Here is a 24,951-nt window from a genome sequence, read left to right as displayed (position 1 = left end):
TCAGCACGCCAGGTGGTCGGGGGAGTCGAGGACGGCGGCCAGCAGCCGCGGGAAGCCCCACTGGTAGAGGGCGTGGTCGCGGTCGATCTTCTCCCTGGCCTTGCAGCCGGTGGCGATGGTCGCCGTCTGCACCAGACGCTTGCTCGCGGGCCGGTGCAGCAGGTCGCGGCTGACCGCGTCGACGAGGTCCTCGAAGCGCACCGGCTTCTTCGACGACACCCACGCACGCGGGGTGCGGTAGCGGATGCCCTCGGAGGGCCACCACCCGCCGGCCATCGAGTAGTGCAGGTCCATCGAGCCGAGCGCCCGCGAGGGCGAGGCCCACACGCGGTCGGTGACGGGAGTCCCGTCGGGGCGCGGCCAGGCATGGGGGGTGAGGCCAAGCCGGGACGCCTGCCAGAGGATCGCGTTGGACGCGGAGTCGTTGCGGCTCGGCCGGCCGACCTCGACGCCCAGGGCGCGATAGGTGGCGACGACGTCCTCGCCCGGGTCGCGCAGCTTGTCGCCCGCGGAGGACCGGAACTCCTTGCTGGCCGCCAGGGCGCGCAGCACTGGCACGATCGCGGTGTCGTTCTTCAGGTAGACCTTGGCCAGCCGCTTGACCAGCGACCGCGGCGGGTCGTCGCGCACGAACTTGGTCGCGAGCCGCTCGCAGACGTGCTGGGCGGTCAGCGGGTGGTGCGCGAGGTAGCGGAGGTACTCCCGGGTGACCTCGCGGCCGTCGGCCTTGCGGTTCGTGTGGGTGAACCCCTTGACCCGCACCTTCCCGGTCGCGTGGTCCTCCTTGACGTACGACGCCTTCCACGACTCCCAGAGGTCGACGTGGTGGCCGGTGAGGATCCGCGCCGACGCCTTGACGTCGTCCTCGTCGTAGTTGCCTGCGCCGAGCGTGTGCAGCTCGAGCAGCTCGCGCCCGAGGTTCTCGTTGGGTGCGCGCTTGGTCGAGGTCGCGGCGGAGAGGAAGATCAGCATCGCCGGGTGGGTCGTGGTCGCGGTCAGCAGCTCGTCGAAGCGGCCGAGCGCGTGGCGCCGGACCGTGTCGCCGTAGTCCACCCGCCAGGTGAAGTGGGCGTCGCCGCTCACCGGGACGTGGAGCATCGCCTCCCAGAACTCGGTCATCTTCTCCAGCACCGGGCGCCGCGTGCGGATGCGCCGGACGAGCAGCCAGCGGCCGTAGTCCTCCATGACCTGCCAGCCGCCGCGGACCTCCTGGACCTGGCGCTGCCAGAGATCGGAGGCCCGCCGGTCGAGGTCGGGCCACCACCGTCGGACGGCGTCGGCAGCCCCGTCGGGGAACGAGCCCGGGCTTGTGAGCTGCTGCTCGAACCACGCGGGCGCCCCGCCGGCACGGCGTACGTCGCGCGCGAGCGTTGCGTCGATGCCGTAGCCGAAGCGCGTCACAAGATGACGCTGCGACGGGGACAGCAGAGCAGACCGATCCTTGGCCACCGAGGTCCTCCCGTACCCGAGCCGCTGCGAAAGACGCATCACTGTCCCATGCCGGGCGGCGGACGCGAAGTCGAACGTCCGAATCCCGGTTGCCCGTCGGCTGGCGGGTGCGGTCGGATGGGCCGGTGGACACCGACGCGCAGATCGTGGAGCTCGACACGACCGACCCGCACGCCCTGATCGCCACGGCGGCCGCCTTCGAGGTCACGGCCACCTCGCCGAGCACCCACTACGCCCGCACGTGGCTGCAGGCCGTCGAGGGCGGCGAGGTCGTCGGGGTCGCGGAGCTCGAGCTGCCGCTGAGCGAGAACACCGACGTCGCGTGGGCCGAGGTCCAGGTGCTGCCCACCCACCGGCGTCGCGGCGTCGGCCGTGCCCTGTGGCAGGCCGTGGTGGAGCGCTCCCGTGCCGCCGCCCGCACCCGGGTCGGGGGAGAGGTGACCGTCGACGTCGCCACGCCCGGCCCCGCCCGCGAGTTCGCCGCGGCCATGGGCACGGTCGACAAGCACCGCGAGGACCACCTCGTCGCCGACCTCCCCGTCGCCACGTCGCCGGTCGACCCGGCGTACGAGGTCGTCACCTGGCGTGGCCGCTGCCCCGACGAGCACCGCGAGGCCTACCTCGCCATGCGCAACCAGATGAACGCCGACGTCCCGACCGGGGAGCTCGACCTCGAGCCCGAGGTCCTCAACGACGAGCGGCTGGCCACGTCGGAGGAACGGCTCATGCGGGCGTACGACGTCCGGGTGGCCGCAGCCCGCCGCCGCGCGGACGGCACGTTCGGCGGCTACTCGCTGCTGTTCGTCCCGCACGGCACCGACTACGGCTGGCAGGACGACACGCTGGTGATGCCCGAGCACCGCGGCCACCGCCTCGGAGCCGCCCTCAAGACCGCCAACTACGCCGACCTGCCCGACGACGTCCGGCTCGTCCACACGTGGACCGCGCCGTCCAACACCGCGATGCACCGCACGAACACGGGCCTCGGCTTCCGCGTCGTGGAGCACATGTACGAGGTCGAGGCCCCCATCGCCTAGTGTGCGGCCCGAGGGGCGGTAGCTCAGTCGGTCAGAGCAGAGGACTCATAATCCTTGGGTCGTGGGTTCGAGCCCCACCCGCCCTACGCAGTGCGCGTATTGCTTCGCCTCGAGGTCAGGATGCCGCTGTCAGCGTGCGGGACATGTCCTCGCTGTGTATGAAGTACGCGCCGCCGTGACCAGTCCGGGGGCGGACGGTCAGCTGCGCCTGAGGCAGCTGTGCTTCCCACCAGAGGCCATGCTTGAGCGGCAGCAGGTCGTCGTCGGCGCCGTACCACAAGAACGTCGGCTGGTGGATGGTCGTCAGGTCGATGTCCCAGTTCCTCCCGGCCGCGATGTTGTCGTGGGCCATGCCGTCGTAGGTGGTGAGCGCCTCGCGCACATCACGCGCGAACCGCTCGCGCCACTGCGGCGGGAACGCGTCCCAGTCGACGTCCCGTTTCCCGTCCGGCGACACCATGGCGTCGAACGCGACCATCAGCTCCTCGTCGGACTCCTTGGCCAACATGTCGTCGAACACGCCCGCCATCAGCTCGCGGTACGCCTCAACGGCCTCGTCGGTGCGTCCCGCGTCATCGAGGGCGAGGATGTCGAGCTCCGCAACCAGGTCGGGGTCGTCGGCGTCGAGGATGCGCCAGGGACCGATCCCGACACAGATGCCGAGCGCGGAGACCCGCTCCGGGTCGGCAGCCGCCGTCGCGGCCGCGAACGGGCCGCCGAACGAGATGCCGAGGACCGCGAACGTGTCTGCGCCCAGGGCTGTAGCGACGTCGAGGGCGTCGCGGCCGCATGAGGCGAGGCTGGGCTCCGCCCATGAGGACTGGCCGAAGCCGGGCCGGCTGAGGGCGAGCAGCCGCACCCCGGCCTCGCGGGCGCCGTCGTCGAGGTGGGTGGCCACCAGCCGGCATTGCGGCATCCCGTGTTGCACGAGGACGGCGGGCCCGTTCGGGTCGCCGCCGACGTAGGTGTCGACGCGGCGGCCGTCGCTCAAGGTCACGTGACCGAGCTCCATCCGAGCAGCGTAGCCCCGTGGGAGGCCAGGTTGAGCCCTAGCCGGTGGTGACCGGGGCCCAGAGGTAGCCGTTGTGGGAGATGGAGATCGTTCGCATCCCAGTGCGGGCGACGATCACTCCACCCGAGGTGGCGATCCCCACCGATCGGAAGGGGCCGAACAGTGCGCGCAGTGCGTGCCCCGGCGCGCTATCCCTCACCGGCGATGAGGAACCCGTCGCCCTGCTGCTCGAGCTGCAGCCGGCCCTGCTCCGTCCGCGTCTGGCCCGACGTGGTGACGAAGTCGATCGTGTACGTCGTGCTCAGCGACCGGGGATCGGCCTTGATGGCCCGCGGCGTCGCGGACTGGATGGTGCTCCAGAAACCGGTGTAGCCCTCGATGCCACCGCTCGCGGACTGGAACTCGGGCGTCAGCATCGCGAAGGTCGACTCCGGGTCCGAGGTGACGGTCGCGAAGTAGTCCTGGACGAAGGACCGCATCGCTGCGGGAGTCCCGCCCGCCGCGTTGGACGGACTCGGCTCGGTGGTTGGCTCCTCGCTGGCGGACGGGCTGTCGCTGGGGCTATCGGACGGGGAGTCCGAGGTCGGGTCCTGCGAGGCGCTCGGTGAGGCGTCGCTCCGTCCGGCGTCGCTCGGCTCCTCGTCGCGCGGCCACAGCAGCCACGTGCCGACGCCCGCCACCAGGACGAGCGCGACCAGGGCCGCCATCCAGCCGCGCGACCGTCCGCGCGAGGTGTCCGCGGCCGGGCTCACCGGGGTCGGGGCAGGTGTCGCTGACCGGCCGGCGCGCGGCGGTGTCGGGGCTGCAGCGGGCCCGGAGGTCGTGCTTGTGGTGGTGCCGCGCTCGTGCGGCGGAGGTGCCGGTGGAGCGGCGGCCATCACGGCGGTGGCCTGACCGTCGCGCCCGGTGGGCGCGGGCGCCTGCGACGGCTCGCCGCGGGCGATCCGGCGCAGGTCGTCGCGCACCTTCGAGGCCGGCCAGCGCTGCGCCGGTTCCTTGACGAGCATCGCGGCCAGGAGCCCGGCCGCCGGGTGGTCGTCGGGCAGGCGGGGCGGGTCCTCGTGGACGATCTTGTAGAGGCCCCCGAGCACGTTGTCCCCGACGTCGTACGGCGGCCTGCCGGCCAGCGCGTGGAACAGCGTGCCGCCGAGCGACCAGACGTCGCTGGCGGCGGTCGCGGGCTCTCCCGTGGCCACCTCGGGCGCGAGGTAGGCGGGGGACCCGGTGATCAGGCCGGTCTGGGTGAGCGCAGTGTCGCTGGCGGCCCGCGCGATGCCGAAGTCGCCGAGCTTGGCGCGGTCGTCGGCACCCACGAAGATGTTGCTCGGCTTGACGTCGCGGTGCACGATCCCGGAGGTGCCGGCCTGCACGAGCGCGTCGGCGGCCTGGGCGAGGATCGCCGCTGCGCGCCGGACGGGGAGCGGGCCGTCGTCCGTGACCAGCTCGGCGAGCGTGCGTCCCTCGACGTGCTCCATCACGAGCCAGTAGCAGTCCTCGTCCTTGACGAGGTCGAAGATCGACACGACGTGCTGGTTGCTGATCCCGGCCGCCAACCGCGCCTCGCGCTGGGCGCGCGACACGTCCTCGGTGGTGGTCCCGGGGAGCAGGCCGATGCGCTTGACGGCGACCCGGCGGTCCAACAGCTCGTCGTGCGCGAGGTGGACGACACCGGCACCTCCACGGCCGATCTCCTTCTCCAGGCGATACCTGCCTGCGATCACGTAGGCCCCTTCCGTGGCTGACCTTCAAGGCTAGTCACCTGCACCACGTCGCCCTCACACCCGTTGGGACCAGTCCGGGGTACTAGCACCATCGGCCATCTCGTCGGCGTCGCCCCGGGCGACGAGGCTGGGACCACCAACCGAGGAGGACCCATGAACAGCACGATCAGCAGCACGACCCGACTCGCCCGAGCACTCGCTGTCGGTGTCGCCATCGCCGGCCTGAGCGTCGGCACGGTGGGCGTCGGCACCGCCGGCGCCGCACAGGACGACGACGACCGCGTGATCCGCACCGGGAGCTGCAGCGCGGGCGCGGACTGGAAGCTCAAGGTCAAGACCGACGACGGGCGCCTCGAGGTCGAGGGCGAGATCGACTCCAACGTCGCGGGTCAGCGGTGGCGCTGGACGTTGCGCCACAACGGCTCGGTGAGCGACCGCGGCGTGGCCACGACCACCCCGCGCAGCGGCTCGTTCGAGGTCGAGCGCAAGGTGGTCGACCTCGCTGGCACCGACACCCTGGCGTTCCGCGCCGTGCGGGACGGCCAGGTGTGCCGGGGTGTGGTCAACTACTGACCACATCGGAGGTACGCCCCATGCGCTGGCTGACGAATCCCGTGGCACAGTTCCTGGCCGCGGGATTCGTCACGCTCGTCGTCGTCGTGCTGGCCACCAGTGCCCTGAGCCGCTCGGCAGCGGACGAGGAGGCGATCGCCGACGCACGCTCGCTGACCTGGGTGCTCGCGCGCTCCGTGGCCCAGCCGGCGATCCCGCCCGGCCTGACGGAGGGCGACGCGGCCGCCATCGACCGCATGGACCGTACGGCCCTCGACCGGTTGCTCGTCGACGACGTGCTGCGCATCAAGCTGTGGGACGCCGACGGCACCGTGCTCTACAGCGACCGCACCGAGCTGATCGGCGCGGTCTACCCGCTCGGTGACGACGAGCTGGAGGTGCTGCGCGACGGGGGGACCGATGCCGAGCTGTCCGACCTCGGCCGGCCGGAGAACCGCTTCGAGCGTGACCTGGGCGGCGACCTCCTGGAGGTCTACACCCGCGTCCGTTCGCCCGAGGGGGAGCCGCTCCTCTTCGAGGCCTACCTCGGCGTCGACGACATCCGCGCGAGCCGGGCGCAGATCCTCGACCGGTTCCTGCCCATCACCATCGGCGCCCTGGTCGCCCTCGTCGCGCTCGGCACCCCGCTGGTCCTCCTGCTGTCCAGGCGCCTGTCGCGTGCCGCGCGCGAGCGCGAGCGCCTGCTCGAGGCCGCCGTCCGCGCCTCCGACGCCGAGCGGCTGCGCATCGCCCGCGACCTCCACGACGGCGTCGTGCAGGACCTGTCCGGCTCGTCGATGGCCCTCTCGGCGCTGGCGGCCCACGCGGACGAGCCCGACCGCCGCGAGCTCGAGGACGTCGGACGGTCCTTGCGGGTGAGCATCCGGTCCCTCCGGTCCCTCCTCGTCGAGATCTACCCGCCCGACCTGCACACGGCCGGCCTGGCCGCCGCGGTCGACGACCTGGTCGCCCCGCTGGTGGCGGCCGGGACGACGGTCGACGTCGACGTCAGCGGCGCCGACGGTGCGTCCCGTCCGGCGGTCGCGCTGCTGTGGCGGGTCGCCCAGGAGTCGGTCCGCAACGTGGCGCGCCACGCCCGCGCCGACCGGATGTCACTGACCGTCCGTCACGAGGACGACCGGCTGGTGCTGGAGGTCGTCGACGACGGGGTCGGCTTCGACCCGGCCACCATGGCGACCGACGACCACTTCGGCCTGCGCGCGGCCGAGAGCCTCGTGCGCGAGCACGGCGGCACCTGGGAGGTCGAGTCCGCACCGGGCTCGGGCACGATGGTCCGCGTGGAGGTGCCGGTCGGATGATCCGCGTGGTGGTGGCCGACGACCACGCCGTCGTACGGCGCGGACTGACCGGTCTGATCGAGTCGACCGACGACCTCGAGGTGGTCGGCGTCGCGAGGGACGGCAGCGAGGCCGTCGACCTGGTGCGCGAGCACCGGCCCGACGTGGCGGTGATGGATCTGCAGATGCCCGTCCTCGACGGCGTCGAGGCCACCCGCGCGATCGTCGGCGAGGCGACCGGCACGGAGGTGCTGGTCCTGACGTCCTTCTCCGACTTCGCCCGCATCGACGCCGCCATCGAGGCCGGTGCGGTGGGTTACCTGCTCAAGGATGCCGAGCCCGAGGTGCTCCTCGACGGCATCCGCGCAGTGGCGCGGGGCGGCTCGCCCCTCGACCCCCGGGCCGCGCGACGGCTGTTGTCACGCCGGTCGACCGCCGCCGCCGAGTCCGAGGACGTCGAGGTCTCGGCCCTGTCACCGCGCGAGGCCGAGGTGCTCCGGCTCGTGGTCGAGGGCTTGCTCAACAAGCAGATCGCCCAGCGGCTCGGCATCACCGAGCGCACCGTCAAGGCGCACCTCACCTCGGCCTACCAGCGCATCGGCGTCGCCGACCGCACCCAGGCCGCCCTGTGGGCGCAGCGTCACCGCCTCGGCGGATCCGCGACGGGTTCCGGCTGACTACCCCTCGCCGGCGATGAGGAGCTGGTCGTCGAACCGCTCGAGCTGCAGCCGCACGCGCTGGGTGTTCCGCTCTCCGGTCCTCATCACGTAGTTGACGGTGTAGCCGACCGTCAGGTCCGACGGGTCGCTGGCGACCTCGGCCAGGGACGCCGACTGCACGCGGCCCCACCACCCCATGTAGCCCTCGTAGCCACCGCTGGCCTGCTGGAACTCGGGCGTCAGCCGGTCGAAGGCCGCCCGGGGGTCGCTCGTGACGGTGGCGAGGTAGGAGGTGATGAAGGCATCCATCTGCTCGCGGGTGTCCTCCGCCGTCACCGGCGGAGCGGTGCTGCCGGTGGTGGTCTCCGACGTCTCCGCCGAGCGTGTCTGCTGCTCGTCCGGCAGCGCCTCGGGGGTGCCGCGGCCCGCCCAGACGTACGCCGCTACGACGGCCGCGACCGCGAGCACCGCGACGGCAGCCAGCCACCCCCACCGGGCGCCGTGCCGGGGGGCGGGCGCAGCCGGAGGACCGGCCTGCACCGGCAGCATGCCGGTCACCTCGCGGGTGGGCGGCGGAGCGGGAGCCGGGGCCACGGTGGAGCGCTGCCCACGGGCGATGCGCGCCAGCTCGTCGCGCACGCGCGGCATCGTCCAGCGCGCATCGACCTCGCGGTTCATCATCACCGTCAGCAGACCGGCCATGGGGTGGTCGTCGGGCAACCGCGGCGGGTCCTCGTGGACGATCTTGTAGAGCGCCCCGATCAGGTTGTCGCCGACGTCGTACGGCGGCTTGCCCGTGACCGCGTGGTAGAGCGTGGCGCCGAGCGACCACACGTCGCTCGCCGGGGTGGCCGACGAGCCCGACGCGACCTCGGGAGCGAGGTAGGCCGGCGAGCCGGTCACCAGGCCGGTCTGGGTGAGGGAGGGGTCGTCCTCCGAGCGGGCGATGCCGAAGTCGTTCAGCTTGGCCGCGCCGCCCGCGATCATGATGTTGCTGGGCTTCACGTCGCGGTGCACGATGCCGTGGTCGTGCGCCTCGACCAGAGCGTCGGCGGCCTGCGCCAGCAGCGTCGCCGCCTCGGTGGCGTCCATCGCACCCGAGGTCCGTACCCGCTCGCTCAGCGTCTCGCCGTCGACGTACTCCATCACCAGCCAGCGCACGTCCTCCTCGTCGACGAGGTCGAAGACGGACACCACGTTGGGGTGGTTGAGCGCGGCGGCGAGCCGCGCCTCGCGCTCGGCGCGCTCGAGCTCGGCGCTGTCCGAGCCCGGGATCAACCCGATGCGCTTGATCGCCACCTGGCGGCCGAGGACCTCGTCGAGCGCGAGGTGCACCGTTCCGGAGCCACCGCGGCCGATCTGCCGCTCGAGCCGGTACCTGCCTGCGATCACGTGCCGAACCTCCTGCGTCCTCGCCCTAGGCTAGTGCCCGCGAACCAGTCCACCTCACCCGAAGGAACTCACGTGACCAGCCCCAACGTCCTCGACGAGCTGGAGTGGCGCGGCCTCATCGCGCACTCCACCGACCGCGATGCGCTCCGCGCCGCGCTGGGTGAGGGGAGCGTCAAGTTCTATGTGGGCTTCGACCCGACCGCCCCGAGCCTCCACATGGGCCACCTCGTGCAGGTGCTGACCGCGAGGCGGCTCCAGGAGGCGGGCCACACGCCGTACGCCCTCGTCGGCGGTGCCACCGGCATGATCGGCGACCCGCGCGACTCCGGGGAGCGCACGCTCAACTCCCTCGACACGGTCAAGGAGTGGGTCGAGCGCGTGCGTGGGCAGATCGAGCCGTTCCTGTCGTTCGACGGCCCCAACGCCGCGACCATGGTGAACAACTACGACTGGACCGCCTCGCTGTCGACGATCGACTTCCTGCGCGACATCGGCAAGCACTTCCCGGTCAACCGGATGCTCGCGCGCGACACCGTCAAGCGACGGCTCGAGTCAGGCATCAGCTACACCGAGTTCTCCTACGTGCTGCTGCAGTCGATGGACTTCCTCGAGCTCCACCGCCAGCACGGCATCACGCTGCAGTTCGGCGGTTCCGACCAGTGGGGCAACCTGACCGCAGGGGTGGAGCTGATCCGGCGCACCGACGGCGGGCACGCACATGCGCTCGCGACACCGCTCCTCACCAAGTCCGACGGCACCAAGTACGGCAAGACCGAGGGTGGCGCGCTCTGGCTCGACCCGGAGATGCTGTCGCCCTACGCCTTCCACCAGTTCTGGCTCAACGTGGAGGACGAGAAGGTCGGGGAGCTGCTCCGCGTGTTCACGTTCCTCTCCCGAGAGGAGATCGAGGACCTCGAGCAGCAGACGGCCGACAAGCCGTTCCTGCGTGCCGGCCAGAAGCGCCTGGCCGACGAGGTCACCGCCCTGGTGCACGGCGCAGACGAGGTCGAGCACGCCAAGGCCGCGGCCGCCGCGCTGTTCGGCGGGGGAGACCTGGACGGCATCAAGCCCGACACCCTCGCCTCCGCCCTGAGGGAGGCCGGCGGTACGACGCTTCCCGCCGGCGAGCTGCCCGGCATCCTCGACCTCCTCGTGGCCGCAGGTCTCGCGAAGAGCAAGGGGGAGGCCCGACGCACCGTCGCCGAGGGCGGCGCCTACCTCAACAACGTGCGGGTCGAGGACCCCGAGCTGCAGCCCTCCGCGTCCGACCTGGTCGCCGGGTCCTGGCTCGTGCTGCGCCGCGGCAAGAAGAAGTTCGCGGGCGTCGAGGTCTCCTGAGGACGTCGTCGGGCGGGTCCTTTCGGCCCGCCCGACACCCCCTCCCAACTGCCCCAGGGGTCACAACGGGCCTCTGACCTGCGGAAACGCAAGTGTGCTCGCGGTCACAGCGTTTCGATTTGCACGATCCGGGCGAACTGCATAATGTTCTCTCTGTCGCCAGGGAGCGGCGGGGAGCAAGACCGGTCAGGTCGGGCTCCCGGCCCCGGGCAGGACAACTCGAAGCGGTCACCGGTCACGGTGACACCACCGGGTCAGAGCGAAACAGCCGAGGATTTGCCACGGCAGAAAGTCGCTCGCTAAGTTTCACCAGTTGCCTCACGCAACCGAGATCCTCACCGGATCGCGATGTGGGTGCGTCTGATTCTTGAGAACTCAACAGTGTGTTTGATTAGTCGACGAATTAGTTTGTTATGCCCCGTTGACATCATGTTTGCTCACCGGCCTTTTGGGTTGGTGGGTGTGGTGTCGCGGTTTCTTTGACAATGATTCTGGCGGGACCCTTTCGGGGGTTCCATCGCTAGTTTTGTTCAGTCATGGATGTGGCTCTTATTGATAGTCCTGTTGGCCTCCTTTTGGGTGGTTGGTGGGTATGTTTTCGATGGAGAGTTTGATCCTGGCTCAGGACGAACGCTGGCGGCGTGCTTAACACATGCAAGTCGAGCGGAAAGGCCACTTCGGTGGTACTCGAGCGGCGAACGGGTGAGTAACACGTGAGTAATCTGCCCCTGGCTTTGGGATAGCCACCGGAAACGGTGATTAATACCGGATATGACATCTGACCGCATGGTTGGTTGTGGAAAGTTTTTCGGCCAGGGATGTGCTCGCGGCCTATCAGCTTGATGGTGAGGTAATGGCTCACCATGGCTTCGACGGGTAGCCGGCCTGAGAGGGTGACCGGCCACACTGGGACTGAGACACGGCCCAGACTCCTACGGGAGGCAGCAGTGGGGAATATTGGACAATGGGCGGAAGCCTGATCCAGCAACGCCGCGTGAGGGATGACGGCCTTCGGGTTGTAAACCTCTTTCAGCAGGGACGAAGCGCAAGTGACGGTACCTGCAGAAGAAGCACCGGCCAACTACGTGCCAGCAGCCGCGGTAATACGTAGGGTGCGAGCGTTGTCCGGAATTATTGGGCGTAAAGGGCTCGTAGGCGGTTTGTCGCGTCGGGAGTGAAAACCAGGTGCTTAACACCTGGCTTGCTTTCGATACGGGCAGACTAGAGGTATTCAGGGGAGAACGGAATTCCTGGTGTAGCGGTGAAATGCGCAGATATCAGGAGGAACACCGGTGGCGAAGGCGGTTCTCTGGGAATGACCTGACGCTGAGGAGCGAAAGTGTGGGGAGCGAACAGGATTAGATACCCTGGTAGTCCACACCGTAAACGTTGGGCGCTAGGTGTGGGGTCCATTCCACGGATTCCGTGCCGCAGCTAACGCATTAAGCGCCCCGCCTGGGGAGTACGGCCGCAAGGCTAAAACTCAAAGGAATTGACGGGGGCCCGCACAAGCGGCGGAGCATGCGGATTAATTCGATGCAACGCGAAGAACCTTACCTGGGTTTGACATACACCCTGCCGCTCCAGAGATGGGGCTTCTTTTGGGGGTGTACAGGTGGTGCATGGCTGTCGTCAGCTCGTGTCGTGAGATGTTGGGTTAAGTCCCGCAACGAGCGCAACCCTCGTTCTATGTTGCCAGCACGTAATGGTGGGGACTCATAGGAGACTGCCGGGGTCAACTCGGAGGAAGGTGGGGATGACGTCAAGTCATCATGCCCCTTATGTCCAGGGCTTCACGCATGCTACAATGGCCGGTACAAAGGGCTGCGATCCCGTAAGGGGGAGCGAATCCCAAAAAGCCGGTCTCAGTTCGGATTGGGGTCTGCAACTCGACCCCATGAAGTCGGAGTCGCTAGTAATCGCAGATCAGCAACGCTGCGGTGAATACGTTCCCGGGCCTTGTACACACCGCCCGTCACGTCACGAAAGTCGGCAACACCCGAAGCCGGTGGCCCAACCCTTGTGGAGGGAGCCGTCGAAGGTGGGGCTGGCGATTGGGACGAAGTCGTAACAAGGTAGCCGTACCGGAAGGTGCGGCTGGATCACCTCCTTTCTAAGGAGCACACACCCCGACATCTGGCCGGCCCATACTGGGTCGCGAAGCGCCCAGGTGCGATGGTGGTGTCTCACTAGTGGAATCGTCGACATCAGCGAGCTGGTTCGTCACGGGTTTCCGTGGAGAGCCGGGTACTTCTGGTTCACTCATGCCCTGCGTTGGTGGGGGTGGGGTCAAGCACACTGTTGGGTCCTGAAGGATCAGCCGTCGCGGCCGTCCTTGGCGTCAAAGCCGAGGGTGGTGTGTGTGGTTGGGCTTCTGTTCCTCTCTTCGCTCGTGCTCCTCCTTGTGGGGGGTGGGGGGGTTGGTGGGGTTGTTGTTTGAGATCTGCATAGTGGACGCGAGCATCTTCACTGCACGCCGTGATCGGGTGGCGCACCTTTTGGGTGTGGCTCCTGGCGATGGGTGTGTGGTGAGTGTGTAATTATCTTCGCGCCGTGGACTCGTTTCCTTACGGGTTTGCGGTGTGTGAAGAGTCTGCCGGCTCATTCCTTTGATTGGGGGGTGGGTCGGGTGTTCTTTGGTTTGTCTCGTGCGTTGTGTATGACGTGCGCGTGAATGGCGTGTGCTGTTTGGGCGTGTGTTGTTTTGACGTTGTTGAGACAAGCTATGAAGGGCACATGGTGGATGCCTTGGCATCAAGAGCCGATGAAGGACGTTGGAGCCTGCGATAAGCCCTGGGGAGTTGGCAACCAAGCTGTGATCCGGGGGTGTCCGAATGGGGAAACCCAGCACGAGTCATGTCGTGTTACCTGCACCTGAACACATAGGGTGTGTGGAGGGAACGTCGGGAAGTGAAACATCTCAGTACCGACAGGAAGAGAAAACAACAGTGATTCCGAGAGTAGTGGCGAGCGAAATCGGATGAGGCCAAACCTCGAGTGTGTGATACCCGGCAGGGGTTGCATTCGGGGGGTTGTGGGACCGTTCAGCTGAGTCTGCCGGCTCAGCACAGAGTAAGAAACCAGTGTGGAAGTCGAAGTCGGTTGGAAAGCCGTACCGTAGAGGGTGATAGGCCCGTAGACGTAAAGCGCTGGCTCTGGAGCGTGTTCCCAAGTAACACGGAACCCCTGAAATTCCGTGTGAATCTGGCGGGACCACCCGTTAAGCCTAAATACTCCTTGATGACCGATAGCGGACAAGTACCGTGAGGGAAAGGTGAAAAGTACCCCTGGCGGGGAGTGAAATAGTACCTGAAACCGTGTGCCTACAATCCGTCGGAGCTTCTGCCTTGTGCAGGGGTGACGGCGTGCCTTTTGAAGAATGAGCCTGCGAGTTTGCGGTGTGTTGCGAGGTTAACCCGTGTGGGGAAGCCGTAGCGAAAGCGAGTCCGAATAGGGCGTTTCAGTAGCGCGCTCAAGACCCGAAGCGAAGTGATCTATCCATGGGCAGGTTGAAGCGTCGGTAAGACGACGTGGAGGACCGAACCCACTTAGGTTGAAAACTGAGGGGATGACCTGTGGATAGGGGTGAAAGGCCAATCAAACTTCGTGATAGCTGGTTCTCCCCGAAATGCATTTAGGTGCAGCGTTGCGTGTTTCTTGCCGGAGGTAGAGCACTGGATAGCCGATGGGCCCTACAAGGTTACTGACGTTAGCCAAACTCCGAATGCCGGTAAGTGAGAGCGCAGCAGTGAGACTGCGGGGGATAAGCTCCGTAGTCGAGAGGGAAACAGCCCAGACCATCAGCTAAGGCCCCTAAGCGGTGACTAAGTGGAAAAGGATGTGGAGTCGCATTGACAACCAGGAGGTTGGCTTGGAAGCAGCCACCCTTGAAAGAGTGCGTAATAGCTCACTGGTCAAGTGATTCCGCGCCGACAATGTAGCGGGGCTCAAGTCATCCGCCGAAGCTATGGCATTCAGCGAATACATCAGCATCGACTTGATCGGTGTTCAGTGCGCTGGATGGGTAGGGGAGCGTCGTGTGGGCAGTGAAGCGCCGGAGTGATCCAGGCGTGGAGCCCACACGAGTGAGAATGCAGGCATGAGTAGCGAATCACGGGTGAGAAACCCGTGCGCCGAATGATCAAGGGTTCCAGGGTCAAGCTAATCTGCCCTGGGTAAGTCGGGACCTAAGGCGAGGCCGACAGGCGTAGTCGATGGACAACGGGTTGATATTCCCGTACCGGCGAAGTTGCGCCCATGACGAACCTGGTGATGCTAACCACCCGAAACTCATCGGACCGGACCCTTCGGGGCGAGGCTGGTGAGCGGAGCGTGGGACCCGAGCTGGTAGTAGTCAAGCGATGGGGTGACGCAGGAAGGTAGCCCAGCCACAGCGATGGTTGTCTGTGGGCAAGCGTGTAGGACGTGGTGTAGGCAAATCCGCACCATCCACTTCAGTGTGGAGTCTGAGACGTGATGCGGAGCCATATGGCGAAGTGGGTGATCCTATGCTGTCGAGAAAAACCTCTAGCGAGCAACGAGCCGCCCGTACCCCAAACCGACTCAGGTGATCAAGTAGAGAATACTAAGGCGATCGAGACAACCATGGTTAAGGAACTCGGCAAAATGCCCCCGTAACTTCGGGAGAAGGGGGGCCCGGATCGTGAACCCACTTGCTGGGGGAAGCGTGAAGGGCCGCAGAGACCAGGGGAAAGCGACTGTTTACTAAAAACACAGGTCCGTGCGAAGTTGTAAGACGATGTATACGGACTGACTCCTGCCCGGTGCTGGAAGGTTAAGAGGACCGGTTAGACCCTTTGGGGTCGAAGCTGAGAATTTAAGCCCCAGTAAACGGCGGTGGTAACTATAACCATCCTAAGGTAGCGAAATTCCTTGTCGGGTAAGTTCCGACCTGCACGAATGGAGTAACGACTTTCCCACTGTCTCAACCATGGACTCGGCGAAATTGCACTACGAGTAAAGATGCTCGTTACGCGCGGCAGGACGGAAAGACCCCGGGACCTTTACTATAGTTTGGTATTGGTGTTTGGTACGGCTTGTGTAGGATAGGTGGGAGACTGTGAAACCCTCACGCCAGTGGGGGTGGAGTCAACGTTGAAATACCACTCTGGTCGTACTAGATGTCTAACCTAGGTCCGTCATCCGGATCAGGGACAGTGCCTGATGGGTAGTTTAACTGGGGCGGTTGCCTCCTAAAATGTAACGGAGGCGCTCAAAGGTTCCCTCAGCCTGGTTGGCAATCAGGTGGCGAGTGTAAGTGCACAAGGGAGCTTGACTGTGAGACAGACATGTCGAGCAGGGACGAAAGTCGGAACTAGTGATCTGGCCACGGCATGTGGAAGCGTGGTCACTCAACGGATAAAAGGTACCCCGGGGATAACAGGCTGATCTTCCCCAAGAGTCCATATCGACGGGATGGTTTGGCACCTCGATGTCGGCTCGTCGCATCCTGGGGCTGGAGTAGGTCCCAAGGGTTGGGCTGTTCGCCCATTAAAGCGGCACGCGAGCTGGGTTTAGAACGTCGTGAGACAGTTCGGTCCCTATCCGCCGCGCGCGCAGGAAACTTGAGAAAGGCTGTCCCTAGTACGAGAGGACCGGGATGGACGAACCTCTGGTGTGCCAGTTGTTCTGCCAAGAGCACGGCTGGTTGGCTACGTTCGGAAGTGATAACCGCTGAATGCATCTAAGCGGGAAGCACGTTTCAAGATGAGGTTTCCCACCCAATAATGGGGTAAGGCCCCCCACAGAACATGGGGTTGATAGGCCGGAGGTGTACAGCAGTAATGCCTAGCCGACCGGTACTAATAGGCCGAGGGCTTGTCCCAACACCGTACAAAACCACACACACCAACTGTGTGACGTACGACCGCGCAAACCAACGAACACACACACTTGTTCGCGTCCACTAAGCAGTTCCCAACCAACAAACCCAACCCAGGACACCTGGGGGTTTGTAGAGGTTGAAAGAGTTACGGCGGCCATAGCGAAACGGGAAACACCCGGTCCCATACCGAACCCGGAAGTTAAGCCTTTCAGCGCCGATGGTACTGCAACCGAGAGGTTGTGGGAGAGTAGGACGCCGCCGGACAAACATTTGGCAGGGGCCACCAGTGATCTGGTGGCCCCTGCGCCATTTCTGGCGCGGTATGAGTAGCGTTGCCCCCGAACGGGGTGTCGAGGCGTGGAGAAGGGAAGTGCGGCTGTGGCCGAGGACCGTCGAGGACAGCGACCGTCACGAGGTGGGTCCGGCGGCGGACGAGATGGCTCGTCCGGCAGTGGCCGCGGCAGCTCGTCGTCCCGTGGCGGGTCGCAGAGCGACTCGCGAGGCGGCGCCCGCGGTGACTCCCGAGGGGGATCCCGCAGCGACTCACGCAGCGACTCCCGCGGTGACTCCCGTGGCGGCGCGAGCCGAACCGGGGACACCCGTGGCAAGTCGGGTGGCCGCGGCCCGTCGGGTGGCAAGCCGACGGGCGGCAAGCGCCCGGCCGGCGCCCAGCAGCGCGGGCCCAGGAGCCGCGCGGAGGAGAAGGAAGCCCGCACCGCCGACCAGGCGGCGTACGACGGACCGGACCTGCCCGAGCACATCACGGGCATCGAGCTCGACCGTGGGGTCCGTGCCCAGCTGAAGGGCCTGCCCGAGAAGCTCGCAGCCCGCGTCGCCCGGCACCTGGCAGCGGCCGGAGCCTTCATCGACGAGGACCCCGAGCTCGCCTACCGTCACGCCCTCGCTGCACGTGCCCGCGCCTCCCGCATCGCGGTCGTCCGCGAAGCGGTGGGCGAGACGGCGTACGCTGCCGGGCACTACGCCGAGGCACTGGCTGAGCTTCGTGCCGCCAAGCGGATGAACGGTGCGACCGACTACCTGCCGATCATGGCCGACTGCCACCGAGCACTCGGCAATCCCGAGCAGGCGATCAAGCTGGCCAAGACCCCGTCGGTCGCCAACTTCAGCTCCGAGGCGAAGGCCGAGATGACGCTCGTCGAGGCGGGTGCCCGGCGCGACATGGGCCAGCTCGACGCTGCCCTGCGCACCCTCGAGCTCGCGCCGCTGACGTCGAAGAGCCGTGCTGCCTGGGTGGTGCGGCTGCGTTACGCCTATGCCGACACGCTCGAGGCGGCCGGCCGCGAGTCGGACGCGCTGGCGTGGTTCCACCGCACGCACGCGGTCGACTCCGATGAGCTCACCGACTCCGCCGAGCGCGCGGAGATCCTGGAGCGCCGCCAGTCCTGATCGGACCTCATCGGCGTGACTGCTGGCGCTCGGGCGCCACATGGGTCACAATGGGGCCACTAATCACATACGTGTCACTCAACTCTTTGAGCACTGACGACAGAACGCTGGGGAAGGCGCATCTGGAGCGTCGGAACTCAAGGAGGTCACAGTGACCACACGCATTGCTTCCCGTCCGGACGGTCCGGCCACGAGGGGCATTCTTTACGTGCACTCTGCTCCCTCCGCACTCTGCCCGCACATCGAGTGGGCCGTGGGCGGGATCCTCGGAGTCGCCGTCTCGCTCGACTGGACGCCGCAGCCTGCCCAGCCGGGGTCCTACCGTGCCGAGCTGTCCTGGTCGGGTTCAGGTGGCACCGCAGCGGCGGTTGCGTCTGCCCTGCGTGGCTGGAACCACCTGCGCTTCGAGATCACCGAGGAGCCGACGAGCTCCACCGAGGGCACGCGCTTCTCGTGCACGCCCGACCTCGGGATCTTCCACGCCATCACCGGACCCCACGGCGACATCCTGATCCCCGAGGACCGGCTGAAGGCCGCGGTGGTGAAGGCCGCCCTGGGTGACACCACGCTGCTGCTCGAGATCGACAACCTGCTCGGCAAGCCGTGGGACGACGAGCTCGAGACCTTCCGCCACGCCGGCGAGGGTGCTCCGGTGCGCTGGCTGCACCAGGTGGTCTGAGGACGCCCTCAGAGGGGGATGTTGCCGTGACGACCGCGGCGTACGCCGACCGTGTCGATCTCGTGGCGCATCGCCTCGGCGATGGCGCTGCGGGTCCGGGTCGGCTCGACGACCTCGTCGACGACGCCGATCTCCACGGCCTTGTCCACGCCGCCGGCGATGCGCTCGTGCTCGGCTGCCAGCTCCGCCTCGACCTGCGGTCGGATCTCGGGGGAGACCTCCGCCAGCTTGCGGCGGTGGAGGACGCGAATGGCGGCCACGGCGCCCATGACGGCGACCTCGGCCCCCGGCCACGCGAACACCCGGGTCGCGCCGAGCGAGCGGGCGTTCATCGCGATGTAGGCGCCGCCGTAGGTCTTGCGGGTCACCAGCGTCACCCGCGGCACCACGCACTCGCCGAAGGCGTGCAGCAGCTTGGCGCCACGGCGTACGACGCCGTCCCACTCCTGACCCACACCGGGCAGGTAGCCGGGCACGTCGACCAGGACGACCAGCGGCACCCCGAAGGCGTCGCACATGCGCACGAAGCGGGACGCCTTCTCCGCTGAGAGTGAGTCGAGGCAGCCGCCGAGGCGCAGCGGGTTGTTGGCCACGACGCCGACGGTGCGGCCCCCGAAACGGCCGAGGGCGGTGACGATGTTGGGGGCCCAGCGGGCGTGGATCTCCTGCATGGTGCCCTCGTCGAGCAGGCCGTCGACGAGCGGGTGCACGTCGTAGGCGCGCTTCTTGGACTCCGGCAGGAGGGCCCCGAGGTCGCGGTCCTCGACGGACTCGGCCGCCAGGCTCCCCTGGGCGCCGAGGAGGGAGGCGACCGTGCGGGCACGGTCGAGCGCTTCGCGCTCGGACTCGGTGAGGATGTGGACGACGCCGGAGCGCCGGCCGTGCGGCTCGGGGCCGCCGAGACGGAGCATGTCGACGTCCTCGCCCGTGACAGAGCGGACGACGTCGGGGCCGGTGACGAAGATGCGACCCTCGGGACCGAGGATCACCACGTCGGTGAGCGCCGGGCCGTAGGCTGCGCCGCCGGCGGCGGGGCCGAGCACGACGGAGATCTGGGGGATGACCCCGGAGGCCTGCGTCATCACCTGGAAGATGCGGCCCACGGCGTGGAGGGACAGCACGCCCTCCGCGAGCCGGGCGCCACCGGAGTGCCACAGGCCGATGATCGGCACCCCGTCGGTGATGGCGCGGTGGTAGGCGTCCACCACGACGCGGCAGCCGACGTCGCCCATGGCGCCGCCCATCACCGTGGCATCGCTGCAGAAGGCGACGACGGACGTGCCGTCGACCCGACCGACGGCGGCGAGCATCCCCGAGTCGTCGTCGGCGGTGATCAGCTCGAGGGTGCCCTCGTCGAGCAGCGCCGTGAGCCGGTGGACCGGGTTGCGCGGGTCCTGCTCGCGGGGCAGCTTGGCGGGCTTCGTGGCCGTCGTCGTCATGGGGAGTCCTCTTCCGGTTCTCAGACGCTGCCGAAGGCGACCGCGACGTTGGCGCCGCCGAAGCCGAAGGAGTTGTTGAGCGCGACGACGTCGCCGTCGGGCAGGGCGCGCTTCGACGTCGGGATGTCGAGGTCGACCTCGGGGTCCTTGTCGTCGAGGTTGATCGTCGGCGGGCTGACGCGGTCGTGGAGCGCCATGACGGTGGCCACGGCCTCCAGTGCTCCGGCGCCACCGAGCAGGTGGCCGGTCATCGACTTGGTGCTGGTGACCACGCAGCGGTCCACGTGCTCGCCGAGGACGGCGTGGAGCATCAGGCCCTCGGCGATGTCGCCCTTGGGCGTGGAGGTCGCGTGGGCGTTGACGTGGACGACGGTGGCGGGGTCGACGTCGCCCTCGCGGAGCGCCATCTTGATCGCGCGGGTGCCGCCGCGACCCGCGGGGTCGGGCTGTGCGATGTCGTGGGCGTCGTTGCTGATGCCGGCGCCGCGCACCTCGGCGTAGATCTTCGCGCCCCGGGCGCGGGCGTGCTCCTCGGACTCGAGGATGAGCACGGCGCCGCCCTCGCCGAGGACGAAGCCGTCGCGGCCGGTGTCCCAGGGGCGGGAGACCGTGGTCGGGTCGCCGCCCTCCTCGCTGCCGGTCTTGGACAACGCCATCATGTTGGCGAACGCCGCCATCGGGAGCGGGTGGATCGCGGCCTCGGTGCCGCCGGCCATGACGACGTCGGCGCGGCCGAGGCGGATCAGGTCGATCGCCATGGCGATCGCCTCGTTGCCCGACGCGCAGGCCGAGGTGGGGGCGTGGACCGCCGCGCGGGCGCCGTACTTGAGGCTGACGTTGGCGGCCGGGGCGTTGGGCATGAGCATGGGGACCGCGAGCGGGGAGACCCGGCGCGCACCCTTCTCGAGGAGGGTGTCGTAGTTGTCGAGGAGCGTGGTGACGCCGCCAATGCCGGAGGCGAGCGCCACGCCGAGCCGCTCGGGCTCGAGGCCGGAGTCCTCCAGGCCCGCGTCGGCCCACGCCTGCTCGGCGGCGACCATCGCGAACTGGCTCGACCGGTCGAGACGGCGCGCCTTGACCCGCTCGAGGACCTCGGACGGCTCGACCGCCACGCGGCCACCGATCTTCACCGGCAGCTGGTCGACCCACTCGTCGGTGAGGCGCCGGATGCCGGACGTGCCGGACAGCATCGCCTGCCACGTGGAGGCGACGTCCCCGCCGACGGGGGAGGTGGTGCCGAGGCCGGTGACGACTACGCGGGTCGAGGGCATCTGATGTGGTTCCGTTCTCGCTGGGGATGAGGTTCCTGGGTCACGGGGGCCGGGGCTGGACGCCGGCCACCCGTGACGCGGGGGAGAGCGTCAGCCCTGGGCGCGCTCGATGTAGGCGACGGCGTCGCCCACGGTCTTGAGGTTCTTGACCTCGTCGTCGGGGATGGTCACGCCGAACTTCTCCTCGGCGGCCACGACGACCTCGACCATGGAGAGCGAGTCGACGTCGAGGTCGTCCACGAAGGACTTGTCCAGCTGGACGTCGTCGGCGTCGACGCCGGCCACCTCGTTGACGATCTCGGCGAGGTCGGCGCGGATTTCTTCGGTGCTGGCCATGGGGCCTTCCCTTCTTCTGGTGCTGCTTGGGCTGGTCTGTGGGTGGTGCGGGTCAGGGGACGGTGACGACCTGGGCGGCGTAGGACAGCCCGGCGCCGAACGCGATCAGCAGTGCGGTGTCACCGGACTTCGCCTCGCCCTCGGCCATCATCCGGTCGAGCGCGAGCGGGACCGAGGCGGCCGAGGAGTTGCCCTGGTCGGCGACGTCGCGGGCGATCTTCACCGAGGCGGGCAGCTTCATCGAGCGCGCCATGGCGTCGATGATGCGCATGTTGGCCTGGTGGGGCACGAAGACGTCGAGCTCGTCGAGCGAGACCCCGGCGCTGTCCAACGCCTGCTGACCGATCTTGGCCATCGCGAAGGACGCCCAGCGGAAGACCGGGTTGCCCTGCATGGTCAGGTGCGGCATCACGCCGGAACCCGGCTGGGTGTCGGTGCCGACGACGTCGCGCCAGTCCTCGCGCTGGCGGATGAGGTCGAACTGCTCGCCGTCGGAGCCCCACACCACCGGTCCGATGCCGGGGGTGTCACTGGGTCCGACGACGGCCGCTCCGGCACCGTCGGCGAAGATGAAGGCGGTGCCGCGGTCGGTGAGGTCGAGGATGTCGGTGAGCCGCTCCACCCCGACCACGAGGACATGGCGGGCGCTGCCGGCGCGGACGATGTCGGAGGCCAGGGCGATGCCGTGGCAGAACCCGGAGCAGGCCGCGGAGATGTCGAAGGCGGCCGCGCCGTCCGTGCCGAGCTCGTGCGCAACGGCCGTGGCCACGGCGGGCGTCTGGAGCAGGTGGCTCACGGTGGCCACGACCACGCAGTCGATCTGGCCGACGTCGAGCCCCGCCCGCTCGATGGCGATCCGCGAGGCCTCGACGGACATCATCTGCACGGACTCCTCGGGACCGGCCCAGCGGCGCGTCTTGATCCCGGAGCGCTGCTGGATCCACTCGTCGCTGGAGTCGATGGCGTCGACGACCTCGGAGTTGGGGACGAGGCGGGTCGGGCGGTAGGCCCCGACGCCCATGATGCGTGCGTGGGGGGCGCCCGTGCCGCCGGCGATGGTCGCCATCAGAGGGTGGCCTCGGGGTGGAGGCGCAGGAGGGGCTGTCCGGGCGAGACGAGGTCGCCGTCCTCGACCAGCCACTCGACCACGGAGCCACCGTGCAGCGCGGTGATGTCGGTGCGGTCGCGCAGGCTGGCGACGGCTCCGATGATGGCGCCGGGCGCGAGCAGGTGGAGCTGGGCTGCCTCGGGGGAGATGTGGAACGTGCCCTTCGCGGGCGAGACGACCATCCGCCACGTCGGCGTGGTCTCGATCATCGACGCCTCGCCGTGCTTGTCGCAGAACTCGCGGGCGTCGTCGAGCTGGTCGGGTGTCTTGAGCGCAAAGGTCTCGACGCCCTTCAGGGCGCGCTTCGCGATGCCGGTGAGCGTGCCGGCGGGCGGCATCTCCAGGATGCCGGTGACGCCGAGGTCGCTCATGGTCTCGAGGCAGAGGTCCCAGCGGACCGGGTTGGAGATCTGCCCGACCATGCGGCGCAGCACGTCGCGGCCGTCGTGGACGACCTGGCCGTCGCGGTTGGAGATCACCGGGGTGCGCGGGTCGTGGGTGGAGACCGACCGGGCCAGCGAGGCGAGGCGGTCGACCGCCGGTGCCATGTGGACGGTGTGGAATGCGCCGGCGACGCTGAGCGGCATCAGACGGGCCTTGGCGGGCGGGTCCTCGGCGAAGGCCGCGAGCTGCTCCGTCGTACCGGCTGCGACGACCTGGCCGGGGCCGTTGTCGTTGGCGGCGGTGAGGCCGTGGCGCTCGATGACCGCGAGGACCTCGTCGCGGTCGCCGCCGAGGACGGCGGTCATCCCGGTGGCGGTGGTGGCGGCCGCGTCGGCCATCGCGTTGCCGCGCTCGCGCACCAGCACCATCGCCTGCTCGGCGGTGATCACCCGGGCGCCCGCCGCGGCGGTGAGCTCGCCCACGCTGTGGCCGGCGACCGCGCCGATGCGTGCGAACGCGTCGGCGGGGTGCGGGAAGAGGTCGAGCGCCGCGATCAGCCCGGTCGCGACCAGCAGCGGCTGGGCGATCTTGGTGTCGCGGATCGTGTCGGCGTCTGCCTGGGTGCCGTAGTGGGCGAGGTCGATGCCGGCCACGGTGGCCAGCCAGTCGAACCGCGCAGCGAAGGTCGGGTCCTCCAGCCAGGGCGTGAGGAAACCGGGGGTCTGGGCCCCTTGACCAGGAGCGACAATGACGAGCACACGTCCACTGTGCCGGGTCGTGGCCGGTCGGCGCGGGTCCGACGCCGACGAAACTAACCCCCAGATCCTTGTAGGGTTCCTACAATTCCGTTCGACCCGACTGACGCCCTAGGATCAGCGCCAGCTGGAGGGCGAACGCTTCGCGCGGTCGGGTCGGTGACCACCCCGTGGTGTCGGAGATCTGGCGCAGCCGGTAGCGCACCGTGTTGGGGTGCACGAAGAGCGCGCGAGCCGTCGCCTCGATCGACGAGCCGTGCTCGAACCACGCCGACAGCGTCTCCAGCAGGGTGCCGCGAGCGGCCACCAGCGGGAGGTAGACCTCGTCGACGAGGTGGCGCCGCGCGTGGCCGTCGCCGGCGAGGGCCCGCTCGGGCAGCAGGTCGCGGCTGGCGACCGGGCGCGGGGCGTCGGGCCAGCCGCTGGCGGCCCGGTGGGCCGAGAGGGCGGCGCGGGCGGACGCGTTGGCGTGGGCCAGGTCAGCGGTCACCGGTCCGACCACGACGGGCCCGTCACCGAAGTGGTCCAGCAGCCGGGTCGCGGCGGGGAGCGGGTCGGTGACGCCGCCCAGCACGACCACCAGCCGGTCGCCCTGCGTGGCGCACAGCGCGTCCATCCCGCCGGCGCGCGCCGAGCGGCGTACGGACTCGAAGACGTCGAGCTCGGCCCGGTGCGGAGGCGTGGCGCCCAGCACCACGGCCACGTCGCCGTGCGCCCCCCAGCCCAGCGCGCTCGCGCGCGACAGCACGCTCTCGTCGGCCTCGGCGCGGACGACCGCGTCGACGACCAGCGCCTCGAGCCGGGCGTCCCACGCGCCGCGGGACTCGGCAGCGCGGGCGTAGACGGCGGCGGTGGCGAACGCCACCTCGCGCGCGTAGAGCAGCACCGCGTCGTGCACCTCGCGGGCGTCCTCGGGGTCGAGGAGCGTGTCGATCGTCGTCTCGACGACCCGGATGCTCAGCCGCACCAGCTCGACGGTCTGCTGCAGCGAGATGACGCCGGTCAGCTCGCGCGGCGCGGCGCCGAACACGACGACGTCGAGCGGGTCGTGGGCCGACGCCTCGACCTCGTGGTCGTACCAGTCGACGAACCCGCGGATGCCGGCCTGCACGATCAGGCCGACCCACGAGCGGTCCTCGGCGCTCAGGTCGTCGAACCACGGCAGGTCCGTCGACATCCGGCCCGTGGCGGCGGTGCTCAGTGCGCCCGTGGAGTTGCGCAGGGCCTCGGCTGCGCGGCGACGGGACGGGGTCACGGGACGACTGTAGT

The 24,951-nt window shown here is 68.5% G+C and carries 17 protein-coding genes, 1 tRNA gene and 3 rRNA genes; 11 read left to right on the top strand and 10 right to left on the bottom strand.

Annotated elements, in window-relative coordinates:
- Positions 1–1,401 (bottom strand): DUF1800 domain-containing protein, encoded by a 1,401-nt coding sequence (locus JOD65_RS17695; protein WP_191195273.1) that lies wholly within the window; start codon positions 1,399–1,401, stop codon positions 1–3.
- A gap of 173 nt (positions 1,402–1,574) precedes the next feature.
- On the opposite strand from JOD65_RS17695, the gene JOD65_RS17690 reads away from it, so the two are divergent.
- Complete coding sequence (locus JOD65_RS17690) at positions 1,575–2,486, top strand: GNAT family N-acetyltransferase (RefSeq protein WP_191195274.1); 912 nt, start codon at positions 1,575–1,577, stop codon at positions 2,484–2,486.
- Between the two features lie 12 nt (positions 2,487–2,498).
- Positions 2,499–2,572, top strand: a tRNA-Ile gene (locus JOD65_RS17685).
- Positions 2,573–2,601: 29 nt separating this feature from the next.
- Here JOD65_RS17685 and JOD65_RS17680 read toward each other — a convergent pair.
- On the bottom strand, positions 2,602–3,498 hold the full coding sequence (locus JOD65_RS17680; RefSeq protein ID WP_191195275.1) for an alpha/beta fold hydrolase: 897 nt from the start codon (positions 3,496–3,498) through the stop codon (positions 2,602–2,604).
- A 188-nt stretch (positions 3,499–3,686) separates the two neighbouring features.
- Positions 3,687–5,219 (bottom strand): serine/threonine-protein kinase, encoded by a 1,533-nt coding sequence (locus JOD65_RS17675; protein ID WP_191195276.1) that lies wholly within the window; start codon positions 5,217–5,219, stop codon positions 3,687–3,689.
- A 153-nt stretch (positions 5,220–5,372) separates the two neighbouring features.
- Here JOD65_RS17675 and JOD65_RS17670 point away from each other — a divergent pair, with 153 nt between their 5' ends.
- Genes JOD65_RS17670 through JOD65_RS17660 form a run of 3 tightly spaced genes read left to right on the top strand, consistent with a single transcriptional unit; the run spans position 5,373 to position 7,746 of the window.
- A complete protein-coding gene (locus JOD65_RS17670; protein WP_191195277.1) occupies positions 5,373–5,792 on the top strand; it encodes a hypothetical protein in 420 nt (139 codons plus the stop codon).
- Between the two features lie 20 nt (positions 5,793–5,812).
- The gene (locus JOD65_RS17665; protein ID WP_191195278.1) at positions 5,813–7,090 is read left to right on the top strand and encodes a sensor histidine kinase; all 1,278 of its coding nucleotides are present in this window, start codon (positions 5,813–5,815) and stop codon (positions 7,088–7,090) included.
- On the top strand, positions 7,087–7,746 hold the full coding sequence (locus JOD65_RS17660) for a response regulator (protein ID WP_191195279.1): 660 nt from the start codon (positions 7,087–7,089) through the stop codon (positions 7,744–7,746). The genes JOD65_RS17665 and JOD65_RS17660 overlap by 4 nt, the downstream gene beginning before the upstream one ends.
- On the opposite strand, the gene JOD65_RS17655 is transcribed toward JOD65_RS17660, so the two are convergent.
- Entirely contained in the window at positions 7,747–9,120 is a 1,374-nt protein-coding gene (locus JOD65_RS17655) for a serine/threonine-protein kinase (RefSeq protein WP_191195280.1), read from the bottom strand.
- Between the two features lie 72 nt (positions 9,121–9,192).
- Between JOD65_RS17655 and tyrS the strand changes: the two genes are divergently transcribed.
- The 6 genes from tyrS to JOD65_RS17625 all read left to right on the top strand — a co-directional run bounded on the left by tyrS (position 9,193) and on the right by JOD65_RS17625 (position 18,389).
- Complete coding sequence (gene tyrS / locus JOD65_RS17650) at positions 9,193–10,458, top strand: tyrosine--tRNA ligase (RefSeq protein ID WP_191195281.1); 1,266 nt, start codon at positions 9,193–9,195, stop codon at positions 10,456–10,458.
- Between the two features lie 598 nt (positions 10,459–11,056).
- Positions 11,057–12,571 (top strand): 16S ribosomal RNA (locus JOD65_RS17645).
- 603 nt (positions 12,572–13,174) lie between these two features.
- Positions 13,175–16,304: ribosomal RNA gene (locus tag JOD65_RS17640) — 23S ribosomal RNA — on the top strand.
- Between the two features lie 145 nt (positions 16,305–16,449).
- Positions 16,450–16,567, top strand: a 5S ribosomal RNA gene (gene rrf, locus JOD65_RS17635).
- The 16S, 23S and 5S rRNA genes sit together here, the layout of an rRNA operon.
- 93 nt (positions 16,568–16,660) lie before the next feature.
- Entirely contained in the window at positions 16,661–17,710 is a 1,050-nt protein-coding gene (locus JOD65_RS17630; protein WP_224747770.1) for a tetratricopeptide repeat protein, read from the top strand.
- A gap of 199 nt (positions 17,711–17,909) precedes the next feature.
- Positions 17,910–18,389, top strand: a complete 480-nt coding sequence (locus JOD65_RS17625) for a DUF3145 domain-containing protein (protein ID WP_443678561.1) — start codon at positions 17,910–17,912, stop codon at positions 18,387–18,389.
- Between the two features lie 8 nt (positions 18,390–18,397).
- Here JOD65_RS17625 and JOD65_RS17620 read toward each other — a convergent pair whose 3' ends face one another.
- From JOD65_RS17620 to JOD65_RS17595, 6 genes are all read right to left on the bottom strand, one after another.
- Positions 18,398–19,828: an acyl-CoA carboxylase subunit beta gene (locus JOD65_RS17620; protein ID WP_191196194.1), complete on the bottom strand. Its 1,431-nt coding sequence runs from the start codon at positions 19,826–19,828 to the stop codon at positions 18,398–18,400.
- 20 nt (positions 19,829–19,848) lie between these two features.
- Complete coding sequence (gene fabF / locus JOD65_RS17615) at positions 19,849–21,099, bottom strand: beta-ketoacyl-ACP synthase II (protein WP_191196193.1); 1,251 nt, start codon at positions 21,097–21,099, stop codon at positions 19,849–19,851.
- Positions 21,100–21,189: 90 nt separating this feature from the next.
- Positions 21,190–21,435: an acyl carrier protein gene (locus JOD65_RS17610; RefSeq protein WP_172260204.1), complete on the bottom strand. Its 246-nt coding sequence runs from the start codon at positions 21,433–21,435 to the stop codon at positions 21,190–21,192.
- Between the two features lie 52 nt (positions 21,436–21,487).
- A complete protein-coding gene (locus JOD65_RS17605) occupies positions 21,488–22,501 on the bottom strand; it encodes a beta-ketoacyl-ACP synthase III (RefSeq protein ID WP_191196192.1) in 1,014 nt (337 codons plus the stop codon).
- Positions 22,501–23,685 carry an acyltransferase domain-containing protein gene (locus JOD65_RS17600; RefSeq protein WP_191196191.1) on the bottom strand — a complete coding sequence of 395 codons (1,185 nt, stop codon included), beginning with the start codon at positions 23,683–23,685 and terminating at the stop codon, positions 22,501–22,503. Before JOD65_RS17600 ends, JOD65_RS17605 begins: the two co-directional genes overlap by 1 nt.
- Before the next feature lie 79 nt (positions 23,686–23,764).
- Positions 23,765–24,937, bottom strand: a complete 1,173-nt coding sequence (locus JOD65_RS17595) for a PucR family transcriptional regulator (protein ID WP_307821245.1) — start codon at positions 24,935–24,937, stop codon at positions 23,765–23,767.
- Positions 24,938–24,951 lie beyond the last annotated feature (14 nt).

The organism is Nocardioides cavernae, from assembly GCF_016907475.1.
GTDB lineage: Bacteria > Actinomycetota > Actinomycetes > Propionibacteriales > Nocardioidaceae > Nocardioides > Nocardioides cavernae.
This window is presented reverse-complemented; position numbering and strand designations above follow the sequence as displayed.